At 46.3% G+C, this 25,014-nt stretch carries 23 protein-coding genes and 1 pseudogene; 19 read left to right on the top strand and 5 right to left on the bottom strand.

Features of this window, described 5'->3' with window-relative positions:
- Window positions 1–67 precede the first annotated feature (67 nt).
- The 7 genes from rpmF to ACYZ97_RS10070 all read left to right on the top strand — a co-directional run bounded on the left by rpmF (window position 68) and on the right by ACYZ97_RS10070 (window position 7,896).
- A complete protein-coding gene (gene rpmF / locus ACYZ97_RS10100; protein ID WP_461721346.1) occupies window positions 68–247 on the top strand; it encodes a 50S ribosomal protein L32 in 180 nt (59 codons plus the stop codon).
- Window positions 248–983: 736 nt separating this feature from the next.
- Window positions 984–3,878, top strand: a complete 2,895-nt coding sequence (locus ACYZ97_RS10095; RefSeq protein ID WP_473298574.1) for a helicase-related protein — start codon at window positions 984–986, stop codon at window positions 3,876–3,878.
- Complete coding sequence (locus ACYZ97_RS10090) at window positions 3,875–4,249, top strand: RNA-binding S4 domain-containing protein (RefSeq protein ID WP_473298572.1); 375 nt, start codon at window positions 3,875–3,877, stop codon at window positions 4,247–4,249. The genes ACYZ97_RS10095 and ACYZ97_RS10090 overlap by 4 nt, the downstream gene beginning before the upstream one ends.
- A gap of 232 nt (window positions 4,250–4,481) precedes the next feature.
- On the top strand, window positions 4,482–4,817 hold the full coding sequence (fdxA, locus tag ACYZ97_RS10085) for a ferredoxin FdxA (protein WP_473298570.1): 336 nt from the start codon (window positions 4,482–4,484) through the stop codon (window positions 4,815–4,817).
- A 334-nt stretch (window positions 4,818–5,151) separates the two neighbouring features.
- On the top strand, window positions 5,152–5,736 hold the full coding sequence (locus tag ACYZ97_RS10080; protein WP_473298568.1) for a CarD family transcriptional regulator: 585 nt from the start codon (window positions 5,152–5,154) through the stop codon (window positions 5,734–5,736).
- 200 nt (window positions 5,737–5,936) lie between these two features.
- The gene (locus tag ACYZ97_RS10075) at window positions 5,937–6,833 is read left to right on the top strand and encodes an RNA polymerase factor sigma-32 (RefSeq protein WP_473298566.1); all 897 of its coding nucleotides are present in this window, start codon (window positions 5,937–5,939) and stop codon (window positions 6,831–6,833) included.
- A gap of 112 nt (window positions 6,834–6,945) precedes the next feature.
- Window positions 6,946–7,896, top strand: a complete 951-nt coding sequence (locus ACYZ97_RS10070) for a cation diffusion facilitator family transporter (RefSeq protein WP_473298564.1) — start codon at window positions 6,946–6,948, stop codon at window positions 7,894–7,896.
- 4 nt (window positions 7,897–7,900) lie between these two features.
- On the opposite strand, the gene ACYZ97_RS10065 is transcribed toward ACYZ97_RS10070, so the two are convergent.
- Entirely contained in the window at window positions 7,901–9,421 is a 1,521-nt protein-coding gene (locus ACYZ97_RS10065) for a M48 family metalloprotease (protein ID WP_473300681.1), read from the bottom strand.
- Between the two features lie 168 nt (window positions 9,422–9,589).
- Here ACYZ97_RS10065 and ACYZ97_RS10060 point away from each other — a divergent pair, with 168 nt between their 5' ends.
- The 4 genes and pseudogenes from ACYZ97_RS10060 to ACYZ97_RS10045 all read left to right on the top strand — a co-directional run bounded on the left by ACYZ97_RS10060 (window position 9,590) and on the right by ACYZ97_RS10045 (window position 12,615).
- Window positions 9,590–10,222 carry a thiamine diphosphokinase gene (locus ACYZ97_RS10060; protein ID WP_473298562.1) on the top strand — a complete coding sequence of 211 codons (633 nt, stop codon included), beginning with the start codon at window positions 9,590–9,592 and terminating at the stop codon, window positions 10,220–10,222.
- A 166-nt stretch (window positions 10,223–10,388) separates the two neighbouring features.
- Window positions 10,389–10,673: a glycine zipper 2TM domain-containing protein gene (locus ACYZ97_RS10055; protein WP_473298560.1), complete on the top strand. Its 285-nt coding sequence runs from the start codon at window positions 10,389–10,391 to the stop codon at window positions 10,671–10,673.
- 130 nt (window positions 10,674–10,803) lie between these two features.
- Window positions 10,804–12,304, top strand: a pseudogene (locus ACYZ97_RS10050) (ABC-F family ATP-binding cassette domain-containing protein); the annotation flags it as partial.
- Window positions 12,305–12,429: 125 nt separating this feature from the next.
- Window positions 12,430–12,615, top strand: a complete 186-nt coding sequence (locus tag ACYZ97_RS10045; protein WP_473300680.1) for a hypothetical protein — start codon at window positions 12,430–12,432, stop codon at window positions 12,613–12,615.
- A 217-nt stretch (window positions 12,616–12,832) separates the two neighbouring features.
- Here the strand turns inward: ACYZ97_RS10045 and ACYZ97_RS10040 are convergent, their stop codons facing one another.
- Entirely contained in the window at window positions 12,833–13,090 is a 258-nt protein-coding gene (locus ACYZ97_RS10040) for a DUF2312 domain-containing protein (protein ID WP_473298558.1), read from the bottom strand.
- Window positions 13,091–13,418: 328 nt separating this feature from the next.
- Here ACYZ97_RS10040 and ACYZ97_RS10035 point away from each other — a divergent pair, with 328 nt between their 5' ends.
- Genes ACYZ97_RS10035 through ACYZ97_RS10025 form a run of 3 tightly spaced genes read left to right on the top strand, consistent with a single transcriptional unit; the run spans window position 13,419 to window position 15,795 of the window.
- Window positions 13,419–13,862: a DUF1036 domain-containing protein gene (locus ACYZ97_RS10035; protein WP_473298556.1), complete on the top strand. Its 444-nt coding sequence runs from the start codon at window positions 13,419–13,421 to the stop codon at window positions 13,860–13,862.
- Window positions 13,862–15,298, top strand: coding sequence for a pyruvate kinase (gene pyk / locus ACYZ97_RS10030; protein WP_473298554.1), 1,437 nt, complete (start codon window positions 13,862–13,864; stop codon window positions 15,296–15,298). The genes ACYZ97_RS10035 and pyk overlap by 1 nt, the downstream gene beginning before the upstream one ends.
- Window positions 15,299–15,300: 2 nt before the next feature.
- A complete protein-coding gene (locus tag ACYZ97_RS10025; RefSeq protein WP_473298553.1) occupies window positions 15,301–15,795 on the top strand; it encodes a hypothetical protein in 495 nt (164 codons plus the stop codon).
- Between the two features lie 23 nt (window positions 15,796–15,818).
- Here the strand turns inward: ACYZ97_RS10025 and ACYZ97_RS10020 are convergent, their stop codons facing one another.
- On the bottom strand, window positions 15,819–16,178 hold the full coding sequence (locus tag ACYZ97_RS10020) for a cell division protein ZapA (protein ID WP_473298551.1): 360 nt from the start codon (window positions 16,176–16,178) through the stop codon (window positions 15,819–15,821).
- Window positions 16,179–16,190: 12 nt separating this feature from the next.
- Window positions 16,191–16,463 (bottom strand): DUF4164 domain-containing protein, encoded by a 273-nt coding sequence (locus ACYZ97_RS10015; protein ID WP_473298549.1) that lies wholly within the window; start codon window positions 16,461–16,463, stop codon window positions 16,191–16,193.
- A gap of 238 nt (window positions 16,464–16,701) precedes the next feature.
- Here ACYZ97_RS10015 and tkt point away from each other — a divergent pair, with 238 nt between their 5' ends.
- The 5 genes from tkt (at window position 16,702) to ACYZ97_RS09990 (ending at window position 23,609) form a co-directional block, all read left to right on the top strand.
- A complete protein-coding gene (gene tkt / locus ACYZ97_RS10010; RefSeq protein WP_473298547.1) occupies window positions 16,702–18,687 on the top strand; it encodes a transketolase in 1,986 nt (661 codons plus the stop codon).
- A 25-nt stretch (window positions 18,688–18,712) separates the two neighbouring features.
- Window positions 18,713–19,720, top strand: coding sequence for a type I glyceraldehyde-3-phosphate dehydrogenase (gap, locus tag ACYZ97_RS10005; RefSeq protein WP_473298545.1), 1,008 nt, complete (start codon window positions 18,713–18,715; stop codon window positions 19,718–19,720).
- 81 nt (window positions 19,721–19,801) lie between these two features.
- Window positions 19,802–20,992 carry a phosphoglycerate kinase gene (locus tag ACYZ97_RS10000; protein WP_473298544.1) on the top strand — a complete coding sequence of 397 codons (1,191 nt, stop codon included), beginning with the start codon at window positions 19,802–19,804 and terminating at the stop codon, window positions 20,990–20,992.
- A gap of 148 nt (window positions 20,993–21,140) precedes the next feature.
- Window positions 21,141–22,169 (top strand): class I fructose-bisphosphate aldolase, encoded by a 1,029-nt coding sequence (locus ACYZ97_RS09995; RefSeq protein WP_473298542.1) that lies wholly within the window; start codon window positions 21,141–21,143, stop codon window positions 22,167–22,169.
- A 321-nt stretch (window positions 22,170–22,490) separates the two neighbouring features.
- Window positions 22,491–23,609 carry a porin gene (locus ACYZ97_RS09990; protein WP_473298540.1) on the top strand — a complete coding sequence of 373 codons (1,119 nt, stop codon included), beginning with the start codon at window positions 22,491–22,493 and terminating at the stop codon, window positions 23,607–23,609.
- A 72-nt stretch (window positions 23,610–23,681) separates the two neighbouring features.
- Here the strand turns inward: ACYZ97_RS09990 and ACYZ97_RS09985 are convergent, their stop codons facing one another.
- Window positions 23,682–24,857 carry a calcium:cation antiporter gene (locus tag ACYZ97_RS09985; RefSeq protein WP_473298538.1) on the bottom strand — a complete coding sequence of 392 codons (1,176 nt, stop codon included), beginning with the start codon at window positions 24,855–24,857 and terminating at the stop codon, window positions 23,682–23,684.
- Window positions 24,858–25,014: the final 157 nt, after the last annotated feature.

The raw sequence follows: 25,014 nt of genomic DNA, 5'->3' as shown, positions 1-25,014 counted from the left end.
TTGTCTGGTCAGACGGCTTTTGGCATGTGGTATCAGATAGATTAAAGTGAATTTGGAGCGTATTTCCATGGCTGTACCTAAACGTAAAACATCCCCTTCGAAGCGCGGCATGCGCCGTTCGGCCGATGCGTTGAAAGCACCGACCTATATTGAAGACAAAAATTCCGGTGAATTGCGCCGTCCGCACCATATCGATCTGAAGACCGGTATGTATCGTGGCCGTCAGGTTTTGACACCGAAAGACTGATTTTATCAATCTGTTCTATTTTAAAAGACCGGCCTCTGGCCGGTTTTTTTATTGCCTGTTGCTCATTATGGGCATGCGTGATCAAGGTAATCGGCTATTGGATTCGATTATGTTTTATTCCGTGGATTGCCGATGCATTACAAAGGCATTGAATAATTTATCTCGTCAGAATGAATTATTAATTTTATTTTTTGTCTATTTACCCGATATTCATCACTATTGTTAACCATTAAACATTCATATTGTGGATTTTCGAAGGGCAGATTGTTCTACTTTAGTATCTGTCGCTACAATTACTCCCAATATCTTGTGTGAACATAATAGGAACATGGCGATGTCAATGATTCGTCGCCGATTCGTTCTGTAGCTGTTCTGAATGTTAAGAAATAACACCATAATTATTTGGTTTTATTTATTTTTTTTTAAGACTTTCAAGTGGAATTAACTTTTATATGGCGAATCGGAAACGATGTGCTTGAAGCTTGCTACAAAAGTTAACGCATCTGGCTTGAAAATGTGCGAAATGATGTTTTGTGATTCTATATGTTGTCATGCTTCTTCATTAAAAAGCTTTATCTGGTAAAAACAAAAAGAGAACATGGCGATGTCAGTGATTCGTCGCTGATTCGTTCCCTTCCCGTTCTAAAGCTTAATTTTTATGGTTAACAATGTGTTACTCTTGCGGTGGGGCCATGTCCTCATATATGCAAGGCGTCTGGTTTTTACGGAGTTTTTCATGGGGCGTGGCCCGCTTATTTTTTCCGGGCGCGATGTAACGGCTGTATTGGGGCCGACCAATACCGGCAAGACGCATCTTGCGATTGAGCGCATGTTGGCGCATGAAAGCGGTATGATCGGCTTGCCGCTGCGTCTTCTTGCCCGTGAGGTTTATAATCGTATTAGCGAAAAAATTGGTTCTCATCAGGTGTCTTTGATAACGGGTGAAGAAAAAATCACGCCGCCGACTGCCCGTTATGCCGTTTGTACAGTTGAGGCTTTACCGCGCGAGACAAAGGCTGCTTTTGTCGCGATTGACGAAGTGCAGCTTGCGGGTGATCTTGAACGTGGACATATTTTTACCGATCGTATTTTGCATTTACGTGGTCGTCAGGAAACCATGCTTTTGGGCGCGGCGACAATGGAAGGTGTTTTAAAAAAGCTGTTGCCGGGGCTAACGGTGGTCGGTCGTCCACGTTTTTCGCAGCTTCTTTATGTCGGTTCAAAAAAAATTACTCGATTGCCAAGCCGTTCTGCCATTGTCGCCTTTTCTGCCGATGAGGTTTACGCAATTGGCGAGCTGATTCGCAGGCAGCGCGGCGGCGCAGCGATTGTTATGGGGGCGCTTAGTCCGCGCACCCGTAATGCACAAGTGGCACTCTATCAATCGGGTGATGTCGATTTTCTGGTGGCAACTGACGCGATCGGCATGGGGCTTAATCTTGATGTCGATCATGTCGCTTTTGCCCAGACGCGCAAATTTGACGGTTATCAGTTCCGGGATCTTAATCCGGCAGAATTGGCCCAGATTGCAGGGCGTGCAGGCCGCTATACACGCGATGGTACATTTGGTGTAACCGGTAGGGTATCACCGCTGGAGGCTGATTTAGTCGAGCGGATTGAAGCCCATCAGTTTGATCCGGTACGGGTGCTGCAATGGCGTAGCGTCAATTTTGACTTTTCATCGATTGCCCAATTAAAGCAATCGCTTGAAATGCCGGCTCCTATAGAGGGGTTGGCACGGGCACTCCCAGCAACGGATGCGCAGGCGTTGGAGTTTTTGTCAACAGATTATACGATTTCGAAATTGGCGGACAGCCGCGATCATGTTGCCTTGTTGTGGGATGTTTGTGCGCTTCCTGATTATCGCAAAATTGCACCGGCGCAGCATGCTGACATTATCGCATCGATTTTTACCGATCTTGTCAAGCGCGGCAGTGTTAATGAAAATTATATGGCTGAACAGGTGGCGCAGGCTGATCGTATCGACGGCGATATTGATACTTTATCCCATCGTATTGCACAAATTCGAACATGGACTTATGTTTCCCATCGGCCTGGATGGCTGACCGATCCGCAACACTGGCAAGAAAAGACGCGACAAATTGAAGATAGATTGTCAGATGCGCTACATGAGAGGTTGACGAAACGCTTTGTAGATCGCAGAACAAGCGTATTAATGAGACGGCTTAAAGAGAATGTGATGATGGATGCCGAAATAGCACAAAATGGTGATGTATTGGTGGAAGGCCACCATGTTGGGAAACTGGATGGTTTCCGGTTTTCTCCTGATGTTGGAGGGGAGGGCATGGATGCCAAGGCAGTACGTGGTGCTGCCGCGAAAGCGTTGGCATCTGAATTTGAGGCTCGTGCAGCGCGTCTGGGTGCTTGTGCTAATGGTGATCTGGCTATCGGCAGCGATGGTATTATTCGCTGGATAGGCCAGCCGGTTGCGTCGTTGCAGGCGGGTGACGAGCTTCTTAAACCCCGTGTCATATTGCTCGCCGATGAACAATTGACCGGCCCGGCACGTGAACAGGTAAGCGGCCGGATTGAAAGATTTGTCGCGTTCCATTTTGAAACGGCCTTGAAGCCGCTATTTGATCTTTTGAATGCTGATGCACTGACCGGTTTGACACGCGGTATCGCTTTCCAACTGGTTGAAGGGCTGGGGCATCTTGCCCGTCGTCAGGTGGCCGAGGAAATTAAAAATCTTGACCAGATTTCTCGAGCTGCGCTACGCCGTCTAGGGGTACGTTTTGGGGCATTCCATATTTTTATGCCGATGATGATCAAGCCTGCTCCGGCCCAAGCGATTACCTTGCTATGGGCATTGAAAAATGACGGGCGTGACCGTCCCGGTTATGGTGATGTGATTCAAGTGTTGGCAGCGGGCCGTACTTCGGTTGTTGTTGATTCAGCTTTTGATCCGAAGTTTTATGAATTGGCCGGTTATCGTATTTTGGGCCATCGTGCTGTGCGTATTGATATATTGGAACGTCTGGCTGATTTGATCCGTCCGGCCCTTTCGTGGAAGCCAGGTGATGGTGTGCGTCCAGAAGGCGCTTTTGACGGCCGCCAATTTATTGTAACGCCGGCTATGATGTCTATTCTTGGTGCGACAGCCGATGACATGGAAGAAATTCTTAAAAGCCTCGGTTATCGTCATGAACAGATTGATGCCAAGGTGCTGGTTGCAAAGCTTGCCGAACTGGACAATGGAAATGATTCTCATGTAAGCAGTGGCGCTATCCATGCAGCAGAACCTGTCGGGGATTGTTGGGAAGAGCAGGCTCAAAATGCTGCCGCTTCTGTTGTTTCTGATGTTGATAATACGACAGAAAATAGCGTGGGTGATGCAACGGAGCAGGAAGACCAGCCGGTTTTCTTGTGGCGCTATCAGGGGCGTCAAGACCAACGGGCAAAACGTGCCCATGGTGACAAGCGTCAGCATAATAATAAACGTGCACAGGGTGAAAGACAGGATCGGCCACGTAAACCGCATGGCGAGAATCGGCATAAACCAAAAGGCCAAGCTGCTTTCAAGGATAAGAAACGCGATCAGGATAAACCGCTTGATCCCAATTCTCCATTTGCCAAACTTGCAGGCTTGCGTGACCAGCTCAAAAAATGAGCGAGGAAAAGGCGTTAAAACAGCGGCTTGATAAGTGGCTGTTTTTTGCTCGTGTCGTTAAATCACGTTCATTGGCTGCCGCATTGGCAGAAGGGGGGCATGTCAGGCTCAATCGGGAAAAGGTGGGTAAGGCATCGACAGCAATCAAGATGGGTGATGTTCTCACAATTACCCATTTTCATCGTGTTCTCATTTATCGGGTGGTTGCGCTGGGTACCCGCCGCGGTCCGGCTACTGAAGCACAAAGCCTTTACGAGGATCTCACACCTCCGCAGGAATATTCCTCATTGAAAATGGCCAATGTACCGTTTTCTGTACGTCCCAACAAAAAGGAACGTCGCCAGTTGGCCCGTTTGAAAGGCGGATTGTGATTGATAGGTAAATCCCGTCTTGAAACAATCGATAAAAAACGATAATTCTGTTTTGTAAATATGATCCCGTGCTTGCAAAGTGTGACAGGCTTTCAACCGGATTGCGCTGGAATATCGCAGCTTTAAAGGTGGAAACACCCGCAGGCTGTAACAATATTCCAAACAAAAATCAGAGTGTTTTCATTTCTGCTTGATATTGAAATATTCTGAGCGTCAAACTGGAGTGAAGTTCATGACCTATGTAGTGACTGATAATTGCATTCGTTGCAAATATACCGATTGTGTTGAAGTCTGTCCTGTCGACTGTTTTTATGAAGGCGAGAATATGCTTGTCATCCATCCGGATGAGTGCATTGACTGTGGTGTGTGTGAGCCTGAATGTCCAGCAGAAGCGATTAAACCGGATACCGAACCGGGGCTGGACAAATGGCTGGAGCTGAATGCTGAATATGCGTCGAAATGGCCTAACATTACAATTAAAAAAGACCAATTGTCGGAAGCTGAAGAAATGGACGGCGTGCCGGATAAGCTGCAGTATTTTTCGGAAAAGCCCGGCAACGGCGATTGAAAGTTACTGGTAACAAAGGGTTTGCGGGATTATTGTTGATCTTATTAACGGTTTGTGATAGAGTAAAAACGTTCAGCCGATGACTGGATGTTTTGCGTTTTAGGTCTTTTATCACTGGAAGGTGGTTTTCACTCTATAACCCTTTTGAAAAGCCGGATGATATCATTTGGCAGGGTTTTGTTGTGTGTAAACGAAGTAAACGTGGCATTTTGTTAGCGGCGTGATTTTATCAACTGTTCTATCTATATATGACCAGTTTATCGGTTTTCTAACCCTTCGGGGTATTTACCAGATGTTTCCAACAAACGTTGGAAGCAAAGGGAGTTAGTTGAATATGTCATCCCAAGTGAAGAAAAATCCGGCGCGTCATGGGTTTAAGGCTCAGGAACACATTGTGTATCCTGCTCATGGTGTCGGCCAGATTATCGCTATCGAAGAACAGGAAGTTGCAGGGCACAAGCTTGAACTTTTTGTTATCCATTTTGAAAAAGACAAGATGCATGTAAAGGTGCCAGTTGCAAAAGCATTGTCAATCGGCATGCGTAAGTTATCTGAAACCGATTTTATCGACCGTGCCTTGAAAGTATTGCAAGGACGTGCCCGTATCAAGCGTACCATGTGGTCGCGTCGTGCGCAGGAATATGATTCAAAGATCAATTCCGGCGATCTTATTGCGATTGCTGAAGTGGTGCGTGATTTGTTCCGTGCTGAGAACCAGCCTGAGCAATCTTATTCGGAACGTCAGCTTTATGAAGCGGCTCTTGATCGTATGGCGCGTGAAGTTTCGGCTGTAAACAAGTTGTCTGGGACCGAAGCGGTTCGCCTCATTGAAACCAATTTGGCAAAAAGCCCTAAACGCGGTGCCAAGGCTGAGGCTGAGGAAGCTGATTCTGGTGACGGTGAAATCGCAGTCGCTTGATTGCTTTTTTCGTTATTTTTAAAAAAGGCTGCAGGGTTCTGCGGCCTTTTTTCTTTTGTAGCTTTATATGCATCGTCATAATGCATGACGGGTTATTTTTATATCTAATCGCATCTTTGGAACAAAATCCGACTTTGTACGTTTTTGATACAGTCAGAAATGAATAACCGCTGTGGGCGGTATGCAAATAAGAGGTTAAGATGCAAACAAGCGTGGGCTATATTAATAAATCAGGTTCTTATACGGGTATGCCAGAAGGCGCATTGGCCCGTAATATTGTGCGTAGTGCCATGACAGCTCCTTATCTTGAAAGGAGTGAAGAACATGAATTGGCAATACGCTGGCGTCATGATGGCGATGACCGTGCCATGCATAAAATTGCTGCGGCTCACATGCGTCTAGTGATTTCAATTGCCTCTAAATTTAAGCGCTATAATCTGCCGATGGCAGATCTTGTTCAGGAAGGTTATGTCGGTCTTCTTGATGCTGCAGCCCGTTTCGAGCCGAGCCGTGATGTCCGTTTTTCAACTTATGCAACGTGGTGGATCAGGGCATCTATTCAGGATTATATATTGCGTAATTGGTCAATTGTCCGTGGTGGAACAAGTTCTGCACAAAAGGCGTTGTTTTTTAATCTGCGGCGTTTGCGGGCACAACTTGCGGCAGAAAATATTGACATGAGTAAAGCTGCTATTATGGAAGCGATTGCAACCGAAGTTGGCGTTTCAATCAAGGATGTAGAGACGATGGATCATCGTTTCAGTGCATCTGATAATTCACTCAGTGCAGCATTGAATGAAGATGATGAAAACTCGGCAACACGCATGGATATGCTGGTGGACGATAGTCCTTTGCAGGATGAGATTGTGGCGGACCAGATTGATGGTGCCCGTCGGATGGAATGGCTTGATAAAGCCTTGCGCGTTCTGAACGAACGTGAGCTTCAAATTATCCGTGAACGGCGGTTGAATGAAGAAGGTAGTACATTAGAAGCTTTGGGCGAGACAATGGGTATATCAAAAGAAAGAGTGCGGCAGATCGAGGTGCGCGCCATGCAGAAATTACGGATGGTTCTTGGGTTCGATTTTAACTCATAATAGATCGTCATCTTCCGGTAGATAAAAAATACGGCATGCAAAAGGCGCATGATGATGCGTCTTTTACTTTATTAGCAGTGTTCTTTATAAGTTGCTGGTAAGGAGATTGAAATTGCATGAATATGATTTACACGCAGCGCAGGAACAGTCTGTTTTAAAGCTTTCCATCGGTTTGACTGTTGTATTGGCTGTTGTTGCCGTAGCAACCGGTATTTTTACCGGTTCATCGTCGATCCTATTTGACGGTATGTATTCCATTATTGATGGAGTTTTCAGTGTTGCCGCTCTTTTTGTGGCCCGTCTTATCTATCTTGATGCCAACCGCCATAGATTGAAAGCCCCCGGTTTTACGGCCAAGTTTCAATATGGACTGTGGCATCTTGAACCGATGTTATTGGCTATTAATGGTCTTTCTTTATCTATTGCGGTTATTTATGGTCTTTTTGATGCCATCAATACGATAATGCGTGGTGGACATAGGCCAGATTTTGGTGCGGCGCTTTTCTTTGCGATTTTTGCTGTGATATTTTGCTATGGCCTTGCAATTTATGAAATCCGTAAAAACCGTACAATCAAGTCGGATTTTTTGGCCTTTGATGCCAAAGGGTGGATCATTTCCGGCTCTATCAGTTTTGCGCTTTTATTGGCTTTTCTGTTTGGCCTGATGCTCAGCAATACTCGATATGACTGGTTATTATCCTATATTGACCCTGCTATTCTTGGTTTGATTGCCATTTGTATGGCACCGGTTCCCTTTAAGACAGTCAAGAATGCTCTATATGGTATTTTGATGTTGACACCGGTGGACCTTGACGCGCTTGTTAGTCAGGTTGTTGACGATGTTGTTGAGCGCTATGGTTTTTTAAGTGCTCAAACTTACACGGCAAAAGTTGGTCGTTCGACGATGATTGAAATTCATTTTATTCTTCCGCCACAATATCCGATCAAGGATGTCGGTTTTATAGACAAGATCAGGGAAGAAATAGGTAATGCTATCGGTGATGCCGGGCCGGATCGTTGGTTGACAGTTTCACTGACGGGCAAGGAAGAATGGGCTTATTGACCTCTTATTCCATAATGATTTTGACGCGATCGCCTGCAGAAACAACATCACCCGCTGACAAGGCATTAATGATGCGGAAAAGCTTTTCCTTATTTTTCGTACCTTGCATTTTGGCAGCAAGGCTAGCAACTGTCTGTCCGGCCTGTACGATCTGAACACGGATACGTAATGGTTTCAAGGCTGAGACTTCTCGCGATGAAAGGGTTTTGAAGCTGGCAACTGTTGCATTGGCAATATTCGTAAGGTTTGTCGAATTTTTGGGCGCTGCCGTCAAAAAGCGGTAGACACGATCCTTGACCACGATCACGACGACATCAAATTGCCACCGGTCGCTTGTTGCACGGGCCCGTGCTGCTGGTTGGCCATTGATGGTGAGGGGTGTTACACTGGCGCGATCAAGTCCGCTGACCCAGCCACTTTGGATATAATCACTGGCTGAAAAACCACTAGGCATGGCGATGCCGTCAAAGCGAATGGCAATATCATCCGGTCCACTGGCAATGACCGCATCGGTTGAATTATCAATTGTAAAGCCGTTGGGTACGGCAAAACTGATTGCCAGCTTGGGATGGATGAACTGGTTGCCGCGTACATATCCTTCATCGGCAGTATCGCCAAAGATCAAGCCATCAATGCCATTAAGAAAAGCTGCTCTGTCTGTTGTTCCAACACCGGGTGCACCGACCTTACGGGCGTGGCCGATGGCCAGCTGTATACGCTGCGGGGTAGCCGGGTGACTGGCCAGAAAATCAAGTGTGGCATCTGTGGCACCGGAAACATTTCTAAAGGCTGAATAGGCCTCCATTGATTGTAAAAAGCGTGGTGAGGCAAATGGATCATAACCAGCATCACCCAGCATTTTGATGCCGATGGCATCAGCTTGCAATTCCTGATTACGCGAAAATTGTGCCAGCCGTAGCTTCCCGCGGATTGTTGCTTCCTGTTCGAAGGATTTATTGACTAGAACTTCTGAAATGACACGGTTGGCGATTGCCACTTCCTGTTCTTTTTGCTGGCGTAAAATACCGTGATTGGCGGTAACATGTGCCATTTCATGGGCAAGAACAGCGGCAACTTCGGATGAATCATTGGCAAGTGCAAGTAGACCGCGGGTGATATAGACGTAGCCGCCGGGTAAAGCAAAAGCATTGATGTTGGGAGAGTCTAGAATGGTGATGCGGTAGGTCTGGTTAGGATTTTCGGAAACTGCCGTCAGCTTGCCGACAATTTTTGCCACCATGCGCTCCAGCCGTGCATCTTTATATTCACCACCATAGGTTTCCAGAATACGCGGATGCTGTGCTGCGCCCAATTTTGCCATGGCATCGTCACGGGCAACCTTGTCGACGGTTATGGGGTCTTTGGATGGACGTAAGCCACCATCAGGTTGGTTGATGTCGATAATATTGCAGGCTGACAAACCAAGTGTCAGGCTGGCCGCTGCTATAATAGCGCCAAATCTGTGTTTTCTGTCATTGGTTGCCGTTTTCTTTGTGGTCAATTTTTTGAACCTGCATATTTTCATCATGGATGTTTTTCAGTTCATTGATCATATTTTACAAAAAGCCAATCAATATTTATGATTCACACTAAAAATATCTGTCTTTTTCAAGGACGAGTATCATATTTTTTATCACCTGTTACATATAGGAAGCGATCTGTGAAAGAATAAACTGGAATATAGGGGGTGGTTTTGTCAAAATTTGTTATTTTATTGGGGGGAGACCTTGTCGTTGGCACCAGACTGCGCCGTCAATTGAGTGGCGCACGCGCGATTGCGGCTGATTCCGGTATGAAGCATGCACAGGCCTTGGAGATTATACCCGAATTATGGGTAGGTGACTTTGATTCTGCCAATGAAGAAATGCAGCAACAATATCAGAATGTAGAACGAATGACTTTTCCTGCGGCCAAGGATATGACTGATGGTGAGTTGGCAATTAATGAAGCTTTGCGTCGTGGGGCGCGTGAAATAATTTTTTGCGGTGCTTTTGGTGGAAGTCGTGCCGATCATATGATGGCTTTAATGACCAAGATGGCCCAACTTTCACATCAGGGTATTGCTGTTTTCATGACCAGTGGCAATCAGGAGGGGTGGCCGATTAATCCGGGGCAGTCTTGCTTTGATCTGCCTGATTCTTGTCTGTTTAGTATAATCGGTTTTGGATATCTTGATGGATTGACGATTGAGGGTGCGCAATGGACATTAAATGACCATGCCGTGCCGTTTGGTGCCAGTTTGACGCTTTCCAACCATGTTCGTGGAACTTTATGTGTGAGGTTGCGTTCAGGTAATGGAATATTGATAGCCTGTCCTCAGGGATGATTATGTAGTTATGCTGAACTCAATATGAATATCATGATAAAGTGTTGTTCATCTCTTGATGTTTATGATGGGGCAGATTGTCATCATTTCAGGCTATTTAGTCTTTGTTTAGCCCTAATTGTTTGGCAGAGTGATTGAAATAAACGTCTGAGGAGAGGTTTTGAAGATGTTGAAAAAGATGATTGCGGTTACCCTCGTATCGATGATGGGTTTTGCTTCTGTTGCATGTACAGCTAATGAACAACGTACGGCCGGTTATGGTGTTGGCGGTGCCGCATTGGGTGCTTTGGCTGGTGGTGCGATCAAAGGAAGCGGTAAAGGCGCTTTGGCTGGTGCTGCTATTGGTGCGGCTGCCGGTACGCTGGTGGGTGCTACGACTAAGCGTAATGGAGTCCAATATTGCAACTATCGTGATGCATATGGACGCATTTATGATGCGCCATGCAATTAAGATATAATATTTCTAACAAGAGAAAAGACGGCCGAGAGGGCCGTCTTTTTTTATTTTTAGCAATCCGTATTTGACAGGCATGAAATTGTCGCGCAAAAGCATGGCAGTTTGATGGATATGGAAATAGATAATGGCGGGTCCGCCCCTTTTGCGATTGGATAATATTGCACTGACATTTGGTGGTACGCCTTTGTTGGCAGATGCCAATCTTTCTGTAAGTGCAGGAGATCGTTTGGCCTTGATCGGACGTAACGGTTCTGGCAAGTCGACATTGCTTAAAATCGCTGCCGGTCTGATTGAGCCGACATCGGGAAATGTTTTTCGCCATCCAACCGCGACCATCCGTTATTTGCCGCAAGTGCCGGACTGGGAGGGCTATGATACGGTTGAAGCCTATGTGGCAGCAGGGCTAGGGCCTGCTGACGAGCAGCATCGTGTCAGTTATCTGTTGGATCATCTCGGTTTGAAAGGTGAGCGCAATCCGGTCAATCTGTCGGGTGGAGAAGCAAGACGGGCTGCTTTGGCACGGGTTATTGCGCCGCAACCTGATATTCTACTGCTGGATGAGCCGACAAATCATCTTGATCTGACAACCATCGAATGGCTTGAAAGTGAATTATATCAGAGTCGTTCGTCTATTGTACTGATTTCTCACGACCGCCGGTTTTTGGAAAATATTTCACGTTCGACCTTATGGCTTGATCGTGGTGAAACACGGTTGTTGGATAAAGGCTTTGGCGCGTTTGAAGAGTGGCGCGACAAGGTATTGGAAGAAGAGGAACGTGAGCAGCATAAACTCGCCCGTCAGATTGTGCGTGAGGAGCATTGGTTGCGCTATGGTGTGACGGCACGGCGTAAACGTAATGTGCGCCGTCTTGGCGAACTTGCAGATTTACGGCAAAAGCAACGTGATTATCGCGGGCCGCAGGGCAGTGCTGTTCTGGAAGCCAGCCAGGCGCAGGAATCCGGCAAGCTGGTTATTGAAGCCAAGAACATATCCAAAGCATATGACGGGCATGTCCTGATTGATAATTTTTCAACCCGAATCCAGCGTGGCGACAGAATTGGCCTGGTCGGTCCTAATGGCATTGGCAAGACTACGCTTCTTAATATGCTGATTGGTGTAATCAAACCTGATTCGGGTACGATCCGACTTGGCGTCAACCTTGAAATTGCGACATTGGATCAGAAACGTTCGCTTGATCTTGATGAATCGCTATCCCATTACCTCACAGATGGACGTGGTGACAGTGTTGTCGTTAATGGCGAAGAGCGCCATGTTGTTTCCTATATGAAGGATTTTCTTTTTTCACCCGAGCAGGCGCGGACGCCTATTCGTGAATTGTCGGGCGGAGAGCGGGCGCGACTGATGCTGGCGCGTGTTCTGGCACGTCCTGCCAATTTATTGATTCTTGATGAGCCGACCAATGATTTGGATATGGAGACGCTAGATCTTTTGCAGGAATTGGTCGCCGGTTTTCCTGGGACTGTGATATTGGTCAGCCATGATCGTGATTTTCTTGATCGTACCGTGACGAGTATTATTGCGCCACAGAGTCATGGATTATGGCTTGAATATGCAGGCGGCTATAATGATATGTTGGCACAGCGTAAAGGTGCAGAACTCGCACTGAAACAGACGCAAACAGAAAAGAAACAGGTTGCTTCGACAAAATCGAATGGCCAGCCATTGCGGGAAGAAAAACGGAAACTTTCTTTCAAACAGAAATATGCGCTTGAAAATCTGCCACGCGAGATGGAGGCCCTTGAAAACGATATTGTCAAGCTTGAGCAGGAATTTGCCGATCCTGATCTTTATATGAAAAATGAAAAACGGTTTTCGCAGCTGTCCGGCCTTATTGCTGAAAAGCGCACTTCTTTGCAGCAGAAGGAAGAAGAATGGCTGGAACTTGAAATGCTGCGCGAAGAGATTGGAAGTTAGTGCTTTTAATGCGGATTTGGCAGGCTATGCGGCTGACAGATCTATTATTTTCATATTTGGATGTTTTGGCTTTGTCCAATCAGTCGGTTATGCGGCTTCCAGTTAGTATGTTTCCGTGCAGCAGCTGATTTGCCCGTAAAGTTTGTGGTACAAGCAAAGAAAATAAAAAACCCTCCACGTGTTGCGTGAAGGGTTGATCCGCCAATCGGATATAGGATTAGCGCATGCCGAGGGCGTCTTTATAGAGCTCAAGAATTGCTTCTTCTTCCTGTCGCTCATGTTCTTCTTTTTTACGTAAACGGATAATACTGCGTACAGCCTTGGCATCAAAACCTGTGCCTTTCAATTCGGCATAAACATCCTTGATATCGTCGGCGATGGTTTTCTTTTCTTCTTCCAGTCGCTCGATACGTTCAATAAAAGAACGCAGTTGTCCGACTGCAATGGCTTGTGTCTGGTCTATTGCTTCGCTCACTTGGGTCTCCGATCAATAGGATGGTTGATAGAGGAATGCAGTCTAAAAAACTGCATGATTATTATCACAGTCGATGACTCGCCGACAGCGAAGAGTCAAGTCTTGGTTTATGATTATCAATTGTAAAAAACTTGATTTTATGAGCCTTTTTCCATTGTTAAAACATAAATTGTTAAGGATGAAAACGGCGTTGTCATTGTTTTGCCATGTCATTTATGCAAAAAACACAGGCTCTGGAAATAAGCGGTTTGAAAAAACACTTATAAACTACTTTATTTGGATGCGATAAAGGCATAGGGTGTTAGCGATGTTGTTACGCCATATAATAATGACGGTCGTAGCTTGTGGTGTCGTTTTCGGCAGTATAGGTGCGGTATATGCTGATTTCCGTGTTTGCAATGCAACGCAGGAAACGGTTGGTGTTGCTATCGGTTATCGTGCTCCGGAAGGCTGGGTCAGTGAAGGCTGGTGGCGGATTGGCCCGACACGTTGCCGCACTATTATTGAAGGTTCTTTGTCATCACGCTTTTATTATCTGCATGCAGAAGATGCGAAAAATAAAGGGAATTGGGGCGGGCCTGTCAATATGTGCCTTAAAGAATCTGCTTTCAAGATCAATGATGTCGATGACTGCTTCCAGCGTGGTTATCAAAAAGCCGGTTTTCAGGAAATCGATACCGGTACACAATCGAGCTGGATGGTACAGTTGACGGAACCAACGGCGGCTAATCCTGTTTTAAATACACCTCTTGTGAATGGAAATGGTGAATAATGAAACGTGATCGTATGGTAAAAATTCTTGCAACTTTGGGGCCTGCCTCATCAAGCGAGGAGATGATCGAGAAACTTTTTTGTGCGGGGGCTGATGTTTTTCGCATCAATATGAGCCATGCCGATCATGATACGATGCGCCAGCTGGTGGCGCGTATCCGCAAGGTAGAAAAAAAATTGGGGCGTCCTATTGGTATTCTTGCCGACTTACAGGGCCCCAAATTGCGTGTTGGCAAATTTGCGGATGGCAAGGTAGAATTGAAAATCGGCCAGAGCTTCACATTGGACGATCAGGATATTCCGGGCAGTACGACACGTGTTTTTCTGCCTCATCCCGAGATTTTAAGTTCAGTCAAGGCTGGTGAGCGGTTGCTGATAGATGATGGCAAGCTGGAGTTGATTGCGGAAAAATGCAATGGCAAGTCGATCCAGTGTCGGGTTGTTGCGGGGACACGTATTTCCGATCGTAAGGGTGTTAGCTTGCCAGACACAACATTGGCTGTTGGCGCTATGACCGATAAAGATCATCAGGATTTGCAGGCTGTATTGAAAGAGCCCATTGATTGGGTCGCGCTTTCCTTCATCCAGCGACCGGAAGATATTACCGAGGTGCGTAAAATCGTTCAGGATCGTGTTGCGCTGTTGGCCAAGATTGAAAAACCGCAAGCTGTTAGCCGGATTGAGGAAATTGTTGATCTTGCCGATGCGGTGATGGTTGCACGTGGTGATTTGGGTGTTGAAATGCCACTTGAGATGGTTCCCGGCATCCAGATGCGTATTATTACAGCGTGCCGCAAGGCCGGTAAGCCGGTTGTTGTTGCAACGCAGATGCTTGAGTCAATGATCAGCGCACCGGTGCCGACCCGCGCCGAGGTGTCGGATGTTGCGACAGCTGTTTATGAAGGTGCCGATGCTATTATGTTATCGGCTGAATCGGCTTCCGGAGATTATCCTGAAGAAGCGGTCAAGATGATGGATCGTATCGCCCAGAAAATTGAGCGTGATTCCAATTACACACCGATGATTACGGCCCAGCATCCCAATCCCGAGCCAACGGGTGCGGATGCAATTGCCATGGCTGCCCGCCAGATTGCTGAAACATTGCAGTTGGGTGCTATTGTCGCTTATACGTCATCGGGCAATACAGGTATCCGTGTATCGCGTGAACGTCCCAACCGTCCATTGATTGCATTGTCGCCGATTGTCGAGACAGCACGGCGTCTGGCATTGGTTTGGGGGTTGCATTGCGTTGTGACCGATGATGCCCACGATCTTGATGATATGGTCAATCGTGCGGCGATGATCGCCTGTCGAGAAGGTTTTTGTGTTGCAGGAGATCGTATTCTGATTTCGGCCGGTGTACCTTTGCGGACGCCCGGCACGACCAATATGCTGCGTATGGCCTATATTGGCAAAGACGGTAAAAGCGGCGTTTGAACATGCTGACAATCGGCATGATAGGCGGTATGAGCTGGGAGTGTAATAAAAATACACGACTAATCATCGTGTGCCGTATATTGGCACTACTTTCTTGCCTGTTGTTTCTAGGTTCGTGTGGTTATAATTGTGATTTTTGTGTAAAGCAGGATCACAGCAGCCCCAATCCAGTACCCAAGTCTATTCGATATTCACTTTCGAGTGCAGAAAGCGATGCGTTAAAGCGCACTATAACAGCCCAGCAACAACCAGGAAGTGAACTTTTGGCGCATGCATTATATGCTGGCCGTATGGGTGCATATCAAAATAAATTGGGTAATAACAAAGTGCTCGTCTGCGGCTATGTATCATATTTCAACTTTAAACGTGATTATGGTGAAATATATTATTTTGATGCTGTACTGGAAAACGGTGTCGTGTTGAAATCCAATATAGGCAATAATATTAAGACAGAGAAACAGCCGGATATTTGTTTATCTCATGGTATTCATCTATAGATTAAAACCAATTAAGAGATTTGCTATTTATGGCCGAGACGCGCAGCCAGCAACTCGATGCGCTCGGTAACTTTTTCAACTGTTTCGGATAGGTGTTTTTGGTTGTTATTATTGGCGTTGGCTAATGCTTCATTTTCACGCTTGAGTATTTCGATCTCGTCTTTGAGGGTTTTGAACTGCTTCTGGATTTCAGACATTTCATCCATGACCATAATGCCGGCCATGACTGAAAGACGGTGATCCCCGATTTCGCCAAAATTTGTTTTCAGATGGGTGATGTATTGGTCAAGCTGTTGGGCAAGGCCGGTCAGGTGTTCTTCTTGGCCTTCATCGCATGCCATGCGATAGGTCTTTCCATCAATTGTGACTGAAACCGTTGCCATCTAATTTCCCCTTTATTGGTCAACGACCGAACGGATGGTTTCCATGGCATTGATCAGCCGTTTTGAAACCTCGCGATTGGATTGTTCTAGCCGTTCGGCACGGGCTTCTGATTGGTCTAGTTCCTGAGCCAGTTTCGCGCGGTCTGCGTTTAAGCGCTGGACTTCTTCTTCTATTTCGGCAACGTCGCCCTGATTTTCCATCCGCCGTTCAAATGTGCCCTCAAGCATAGTCAGGGCTTTGTCTAGCCGATTGAATGCGTCTTCAAGAGAAGGGTTCTGCGTCATTTGCTTTCCTTGTTCTATTGATCATCTATGCACAAGGCCGAATCAATACACATTTATAGCCACTTATATCCATATTCATAAATGGCGTTGATGCGGCTTGCAAGAAATCCACCATAACAGAACTGTTGAAAGGCAGAATTTATTGACTCCTTTTGCTTAAGTGTTATGTGTTCTTTTGAACCGGAATCCAAATATGCCCAATCCTATTAGGGTTACTTGAAATCAGTTAGGCGAATTCATGACAAACACCGATAAACAGAACCAGATGGCCAATGCCATCCGCTTTCTTTCCATTGATGCCGTTGAAAAAGCCAATTCCGGTCATCCAGGACTGCCAATGGGGGCTGCCGATATTGCGACAACGCTCTATACGCGTTTTATGGCGCATGATCCGAAGAATCCGCAATGGCCCAATCGTGATCGTTTTGTTCTTTCTGCCGGACATGGTTCGATGCTGCTTTATTCATTGCTTTATCTAACCGGTTATGAGGATATTACGATTGACGAGATAAAGAACTTCCGTCAAATCGGTGCCAAGACTGCCGGTCACCCTGAATATGGTCATGCAGCCGGTATTGAAACAACCACAGGTCCACTTGGCCAAGGTATTGCCAATGCGGTTGGCATGGCTTTGGGTGAGCGGCTGATGAATGCGCGTTTTGGCGATCTTGTCGACCATTATACCTATGCGCTGGTTGGTGATGGCTGTTTGATGGAAGGTATTAGCCAGGAAGCGATTTCGGTGGCCGGCCACATGAAGCTTAATAAGCTGATTGTTTTCTGGGATGATAATAATATCTGTATTGATGGTGCTGTTTCATTGGCGGATAGTACCGACCAGTGTGCGCGTTTTGAGGCTTGTGGCTGGGCAACGATCAAGGTTGATGGTCATGATCAGGATGCTATCGCCAAGGCTGTTGAAAAGGCGCAGAAGTCTAATAAGCCGACATTGATTGCCTGTAAGACAACCATTGGTTTCGGCTCTCCGCATAAGGCCGGTACCAACAAGGTACATGGTTCACCTTTGGGTGCGGAAGAAGTTGCTGAAACGCGCAAGGCCTTGGGCTGGACATCAGAACCTTTTGTTGTTCCCTCCGATATTCTCGATACGTGGCGGTTGAGTGGTCTCAATGCCGCTAAAAAACGCCTTGAGTGGGAAAAGAAGCTGGCTGCGCTTGATAGCACCAAACGGACTGAATTTGATCGTTTGATGCGGGGCGATTTGCCGGGTAATTTTGATAGTGAGATTGATGCTTATAAACAGAAGCTGGCTGCTGATCTGCCGAAGGTCGCGACCCGCAAGGCTTCTGAAATGGCATTGGAAATCATCAATGGCATTGTTCCCGAAACAATTGGCGGTTCAGCGGATCTGACCGGTTCTAATAATACCAAGACCAGCCAGACAGCTAGTGTTACACCGGAAGACTTTTCTGGCCGTTATATCCATTACGGTATTCGTGAACATGCTATGGGCGCTATGATGAATGGTCTGGCGCTTTATGGCGGCATCATTCCTTATTCCGGTACTTTCTTGTGCTTTGCCGATTATGTGCGCCCAGCCATGCGTTTGTCATCCTTGATGGGTATTCGCGTTGTTTATGTGATGACGCATGATTCTATCGGTTTGGGTGAAGATGGTCCGACACACCAGCCGGTAGAACATCTTGCCAGTTTGCGTGCTATACCTAACCATCTTGTTTTCCGTCCGGCCGATGTTGTGGAGACGGCTGAATGCTGGCAGCTGGCGCTGAAGGAAAAGAAAACACCGTCAACGATTGCATTGACACGTCAGAACTTGCCCACCGTACGCAAGTCGTATGAGGCTGATAATTTGTGTGCTTTGGGGGCGTATGAGCTGGAAACAGCCAGCAATGATGCGAAGGTGACGATTTTTGCTTCCGGTTCAGAAGTCGAGATTGCACTTGATGCTCGTCTTGCCTTGGAAGGCAAAGGTATTCCAACCCGTGTGGTCTCCGTACCGTGTTTTGAACTTTTTGCCCGACAAAGTGCTTCATATCAGAAAGCTCTGATCGGTAATGCTCCAGTTAAAATTGCGGTTGAAGCAGCCATCCGTCAGGGGTGGGATTCTTTTATCGGCAATGATGGTATTTTCATCGGCATGTGTGGTTTTGGTGCCAGCGGCCCGATTGATGCTCTTTATTCACATTTCGGCATTACGCCGGACGCGGTGGTCAAAGCCGCTGAAGACAAATTGAAAGCTTGAAACCTAACTCTTCAGGGAGAAAAAAATGGCAGTACGTGTAGCAATTAATGGTTTTGGCCGCATCGGTCGTAATGTTCTTCGTGCAATTATCGAGAGCGGACGCAAAGATATCGAAGTGGTGGCTATTAACGATTTGGGACCGGTTGAAACCAATGCGCATTTGTTGCGCTATGATTCTGTTCATGGCCGTTTTCCTCATGAAGTAAAGGTGAGCGGTGATACAATCGACGTCGGTCGTGGCCCGATCAAGGTTACAGCTGTACGCGATCCGAAAGAGTTGCCGTGGAAGGAACTCAACATCGACATCGCTATGGAATGCACCGGTATTTTTACAGCCCGTGATAAGGCAGCCTATCATCTTGAGGCTGGTGCCAAGCGCGTTATTGTTTCTGCACCTGCCGATGGCGCTGATCTGACCGTCGTTTACGGTGTTAATCATGATAAGCTCAACGCTGATCACAAGGTTATCTCCAATGCATCCTGTACGACCAACTGTCTTGCACCGGTTGCTTATGTGCTGAATGAAAAGATCGGTATTGAAAAAGGCTTCATGACAACCATCCATTCCTATACAGGTGACCAGCCGACACTGGATACAATGCATAAGGATTTGTACCGTGCCCGTGCGGCTGCTCTTTCGATGATTCCGACTTCAACTGGTGCGGCTAAGGCTGTCGGCCTTGTTCTGCCTGAATTGAAAGGGCTTCTGGATGGTGTTGCTATCCGTGTGCCGACCCCGAATGTTTCGGTTGTGGATCTAACCTTTATCGCTAAACGTGATACAACGGTTGAAGAAATCAATGATGCGATCCGTGCGGCTGCCAACGGTAAGCTCAAAGGTATTCTTGGCTTTACAGATGAAAAACTGGTCAGCCACGACTTCAACCATGATCCGCATTCTTCTGTTTTCCATATGGACCAGACCAAGGTCATGGATGGCAAGCTTTGCCGTATTCTGACATGGTATGATAATGAATGGGGTTTCTCTAATCGTATGAGTGATACGGCTGTGGCTTTGTCCAAAACCATTTAATTGAATTGACTTTGGGGGCTGCGGCCCCCATTTTTGTAAATACCTATTCTTTATCAATAGATATAACTTTCGGAGAAGATAATGGCTTTTCGCACCCTTGATGATGTTGATGTCAAATCCAAACGCGTATTGTTGCGCGTTGATCTGAATGTGCCGGTGGCGAATGGCGTGGTGAGTGATACAACTCGTATTGAGCGGGTAAAGCCGACGATTGATGAATTGGCGAAAAAGGGTGCCAAAGTTATTTTGTTGGCCCATTTCGGTCGGCCTAAAGGTAAGGTTGTTGCCGAGTTCTCGTTGCAGCAGATTGTCAAGGTAAGTGAAAAAGTTTTGGGTAAAGCTGTTGCTTTTGCCGAAGATTGCATTGGTGATAAAGCCAAGGCTGCCGTCGACGCTATGAAAGACGGTGATATTCTCCTGTTGGAAAACACCCGGTTCCATGAGGGCGAAGAAAAAAATAATGCCGATTTTGCTAAAGCGCTTGCGCAAAATGGCGATATTTATGTCAATGATGCTTTTTCTGCGGCCCATCGCGCACATGCTTCAACAGAAGGGCTGGCCCATCTTTTGCCAAGTTATGCAGGTCGCTCTATGCAGATGGAGCTTGAGGCGCTTGAAAAAGGTCTTGGTAAGCCGGTACATCCGGTTATTGCGATTGTTGGTGGTGCAAAAGTTTCAACCAAAATTGATTTACTTAATAATCTGATCGAGAAAGTAGATGCTTTGGTGATTGGCGGCGGTATGGCCAATACTTTTCTGGCTGCCCAAGGTGTGAATGTCGGCAAATCTTTATGTGAACACGAGCTTGGAGATACGGCGCGTGCCATTATGGCTAAGGCAAAAACCAAGAATTGCACTGTTATCTTGCCGGTTGATGCGGTGGTTGCCTATCATTTTGAGGCTGATGCCCCCAATCAGCATTATGGTGTCGAAGCCATTCCTGTAGACGGCATGATGGTTGATATTGGCGATCGTTCGATCGAACGGATCAATGGTGCGGTTGATGAAGCTGCAACATTGGTGTGGAACGGGCCTGTTGGCGCGTTTGAATTGCATCCTTTTGACAAGGGCACGGTTGCTATTGCCAAACGTGCGGCTGCACGCACCAAAGAAGGCAAGCTTGTTTCGGTCGCTGGTGGTGGTGATACGGTCGCTGCGTTGAACCATGCACATGTGGCCAATGATTTTACCTATATTTCGACTGCTGGCGGCGCTTTTCTGGAGTGGATGGAAGGCAAGCCGTTACCTGGTGTATTGGCTTTGGAAAAATAAAAGATATGTGTCGTTTCAAATGACAGTATGGGAGATGCGATTTATTGTCACTTCTCCCCATTTCAATCGATTAACAATAGCACATAACCATTTTGTTTTGGGTCGGGTTTTGCTATGGCAGGATAGATAATAAAGAGGAGCTTCCTATATGAGTGAACGTCTTGAAGATATTGCTGTTGCGATGACTGCTGCCGGTAAAGGTATTCTTGCCGCTGATGAAAGCACCAGTACCATCAAAAAGCGGTTTGATACTATCAATCTGGAATCAACCGAAGAAAACCGCCGCGATTATCGTGAAATGCTGTTCACTACAGATGAAGCTATGAGGGATTATATTTCCGGCGTGATTCTGTTTGATGAAACCATCCGTCAGAAAGCATCTTCCGGCAAGATGTTGACCGATCTGATCAAGGCTGCTGGCTCTATTCCCGGGATTAAGGTGGACGCCGGAGCCAAGCCGCTGGCTGGTTTTGCCAATGAGACAATCACCGAAGGTCTTGATGGTTTGCGCGAGCGCTTGAACGAATATTATGAGTTAGGCGCCCGTTTTGCCAAATGGCGCGGTGTCATCGCTATTGATAAGAGCAGTTTGCCGACCCGTGGTGCTGTGCGCCAAAATGCGCAAGCTCTGGCACGTTATGCCGCTCTTTGTCAGGAAGCTAAAATCGTTCCGATCGTTGAGCCGGAAATTTTAATGGACGGCAAACCCGGTGATCATTCTATTGACCGTTGTTACGATGTGACTTTGGAAGTGCTTCGTACTGTATTTGATGAATTATTTGCCGCTAATGTCAAAATGGAAGGTATGGTTTTAAAACCCAATATGGTGATTGATGGCAAAAATGCACGCAAAGCGAGCGTTGAAGAAGTCGCCGAAAAAACAATACGTGTTTTGAAAACAACCGTTCCTGCGGCTGTTCCGGGCATTGCTTTTCTTTCTGGTGGCCAGTCGGATGAAGAAGCTACAGCCCATTTGTCAGCTATGAATGCACTCGGCAATCTACCATGGAATTTGACTTTTTCTTATGGGCGGGCATTGCAGGCAGCTGCTATCAAGGCATGGGGAGGCAAGCGTGAAAATGTTGCTGCCGGCCAGCGTGCTTTTGCTCATCGCGCTAAGATGAATTATTTGGCAGCCCTTGGAAAATGGAGCAAGGAAGCTGAAAAAGCTGCTTGATTGTTTATTTTTTTCAATAAAAACCCGGTCTTTTGACCGGTTTTTTTATGATGTGATGGGTGATCTGCTTTGGGCTGTCTGTTGAGTTTTTAAACCATGTTGCTTTAAAGTTGACTAAATAAATCATATTTAATAATGTGCCCGCCGAAGGGGACTGATTCAATAAATTTGGAAGCTTGTCTGCCTTGTTAATTTTTTTAAGCGGATAGACTTATTGTATAATTTGAGAGAATTTTTACAGAAGAATATTGCTTTGTTGCAAATTATTTGCAGTAATAGGGTCGATGAATTAAGCCATATAAAGGCACGGGGAGGCGGACTATGATCAAGAGAGTACTTCTTTTTTCAACTACGGCGCTTGGGTTTTCCGGCGCAACAGGTCAGGCGGCCGATGTTTTGCTGCCTGAACCGGAACCCGTTGAATATGTGCGGGTCTGTGATGCTTACGGTGAAGGCTATTTCTATATCCCTGGAACGGATACCTGTATGCGTATTGGCGGGTTGATCTATTCACAGATCAAAGGTGGCGATAACGTATATGCACGTTCGCGTAATGAACGCCGCTTTGGTAAATGGGATACGAGTGTTCGTAACGAGCTTTATTTTGATACACGCAAGGAAACCGAACTGGGTACCTTGCGCAGCTATATCGGCTTTAGAACCGAATTTAATAATGGTTTCGATGAAATGGAAACACAAATGCGTTTCGGATTTATCGAACTTGGCGGTTTGCATGTCGGTCTTGATGAATCGTCATTCAATACGTTTTTCGGTTATTATGGTAATTTCATCAATGATGATGTGCAGTTGGGCGGTGCTTATCGTACCAATATGATTCAATATACCTATACGGCTGATAACGGATTTTCGGCTATGATCTCGCTTGAAGAAGGCGGAGATGAGGATACCGATTATAATGGAACAATTGATGATTATACGCCTCATGTTGTATTGGGGGCGAAATATAAACGTGATTGGGGCTCATTGACCGGTGCCGGCGCTTATGATGCACGCAATGAAGACTGGATGGGCAAGGCAAAGATCGACCTTAATGTCACGGAAAAACTCAATCTTTGGCTGATGGGCGCCTATAAGGATCGTGGCGATACCTATTATGAGGATATTGACGATCTCGACAGCCGTATTGTTGATCGGACCAAAGGCGTCAGGGCTATTGATAGCTTTTATGGTACATGGGGCGGTAATTGGGCAGGTTGGCTTGGTGCGACTTACCAGTTTACCCCCAAGACGGCGGGCAATCTTCAATTGGCTTATGAAGGTGCAGGAAATTCCTATGTTGCGGCCAATATCAATTATGAACTGGTACCAGGTCTGACAGTTATGCCTGAAATCAACTATCGCCAATGGAACGATATACATTCCGAGCTTGATGGCAGGGATGCGATCGGCGGCGCAATTCATTTACAACGTGAATTCTGATTGCAGGTTTGAAAAGCTTTTTAAAGTGGCCCGGATATAAATCCGGGCTATTTATGTTTTATCCTTATCTGATCAGCTGAAAAGCTGGATAACATAGATCATAAAGACAAAGAGATGGGCCAGTCCGACGATAAGTGTGCTGCGGCGTCCTGAAAATGTCATCATACTTAATATGATTGTTAATATAAACAGCACGGTTTCAGCCTGTGTCAGCCCCAATGAAACAGTTTTTCCGGTTATGAGCCCGATGATCAATACAGCTGGAACTGTCAGGCCAACTGTAGAAAGAAAAGCGCCAAGACATAGATTGACAACGCGTGCCATTTCATTGTGGCGTGCTGCTATCAATGTAGTGATTGATTCAGGTGTAAATACAATAATGGCAATAATCAGCCCACCTAATGTTGTTGGGGCACCGATAGCTGCAATGCCATAGTCGATGATGATTGCCATATTATGTGATAATAGAACGATCGGCACCATTAGTCCGATTAGGATTATAGTGCGTAGAATAATCATACGTATATCGGCTGGCATTTTGGGCGTCATCGGCTCATGGACAGTTTTTTTGATGACGTCCATTCTGCCTTGAGGGGGTTGGATAAAGTAATGGCTGATCGTTGTTGTCTGGAGAAAAAGAAAAGTGCCATAAAGACCAAGTATCAGAAAAGCCATAAGAATAGCTTCATGGTTTAAGAAGGCGTTATCATGGCCTAGATAGTTGGGCAGGATGAGTGCCGAGATGCCAAAAACAAGAATCAGCATATTATAAAGCATGGCGCCGCGGACATTATATTCCTGTTCATCATATTTGAGGCTGCCAAGTATGATACTGAGGCCGATGATCAGATTGAGAATGATCATCATGACTGAAAATATTGCATCCTTGCCAATTGTAGGCGCATTATTAGGGCCTAGCATAACCGATGATATAAGGATAACTTCGATGCTGACAATGGAAAGAGTCAGGATTAGTGTGCCGTAGGGTTCACCCAGACTATGGGCAAGTTTATCAGCTTCGCGGACGACACCAAAGGCGAGATAAAGAATAACGATAAAGAGTATGGCAAATAACAGGCTTGCTGATAGAGGGCTGAAGGGAGCTTCAAACCAGCTTGCGCCAATGGTCATGAATAGTAAGACCGTACCCCACGCCAGCAAAAGTCTGAAAATGGTCAGCGGGCGCATAATTGCACGGAGTGGAATGCGCTTTGGCTCGGGATAAGGACAGGATTGTTTTTTAGACATCAGGCACCTCATATATAAAGCGATCCGGTTTTACCATTTCAGCAAAATTACAGATCGCTCAAGAGGGGTCGTCCCCGAATGTTATAGAAATACCGGATGATGGTCGTCCATCAACGGCAGTGGTATCAGCGCTGTACAAATATTATACAACGCTGAG

It is taken from the genome of Bartonella sp. bp_1, assembly GCF_055808085.1.
Note: the sequence above shows the minus strand (reverse complement) of the source record. Positions and strands in the feature narration are given on the sequence as shown.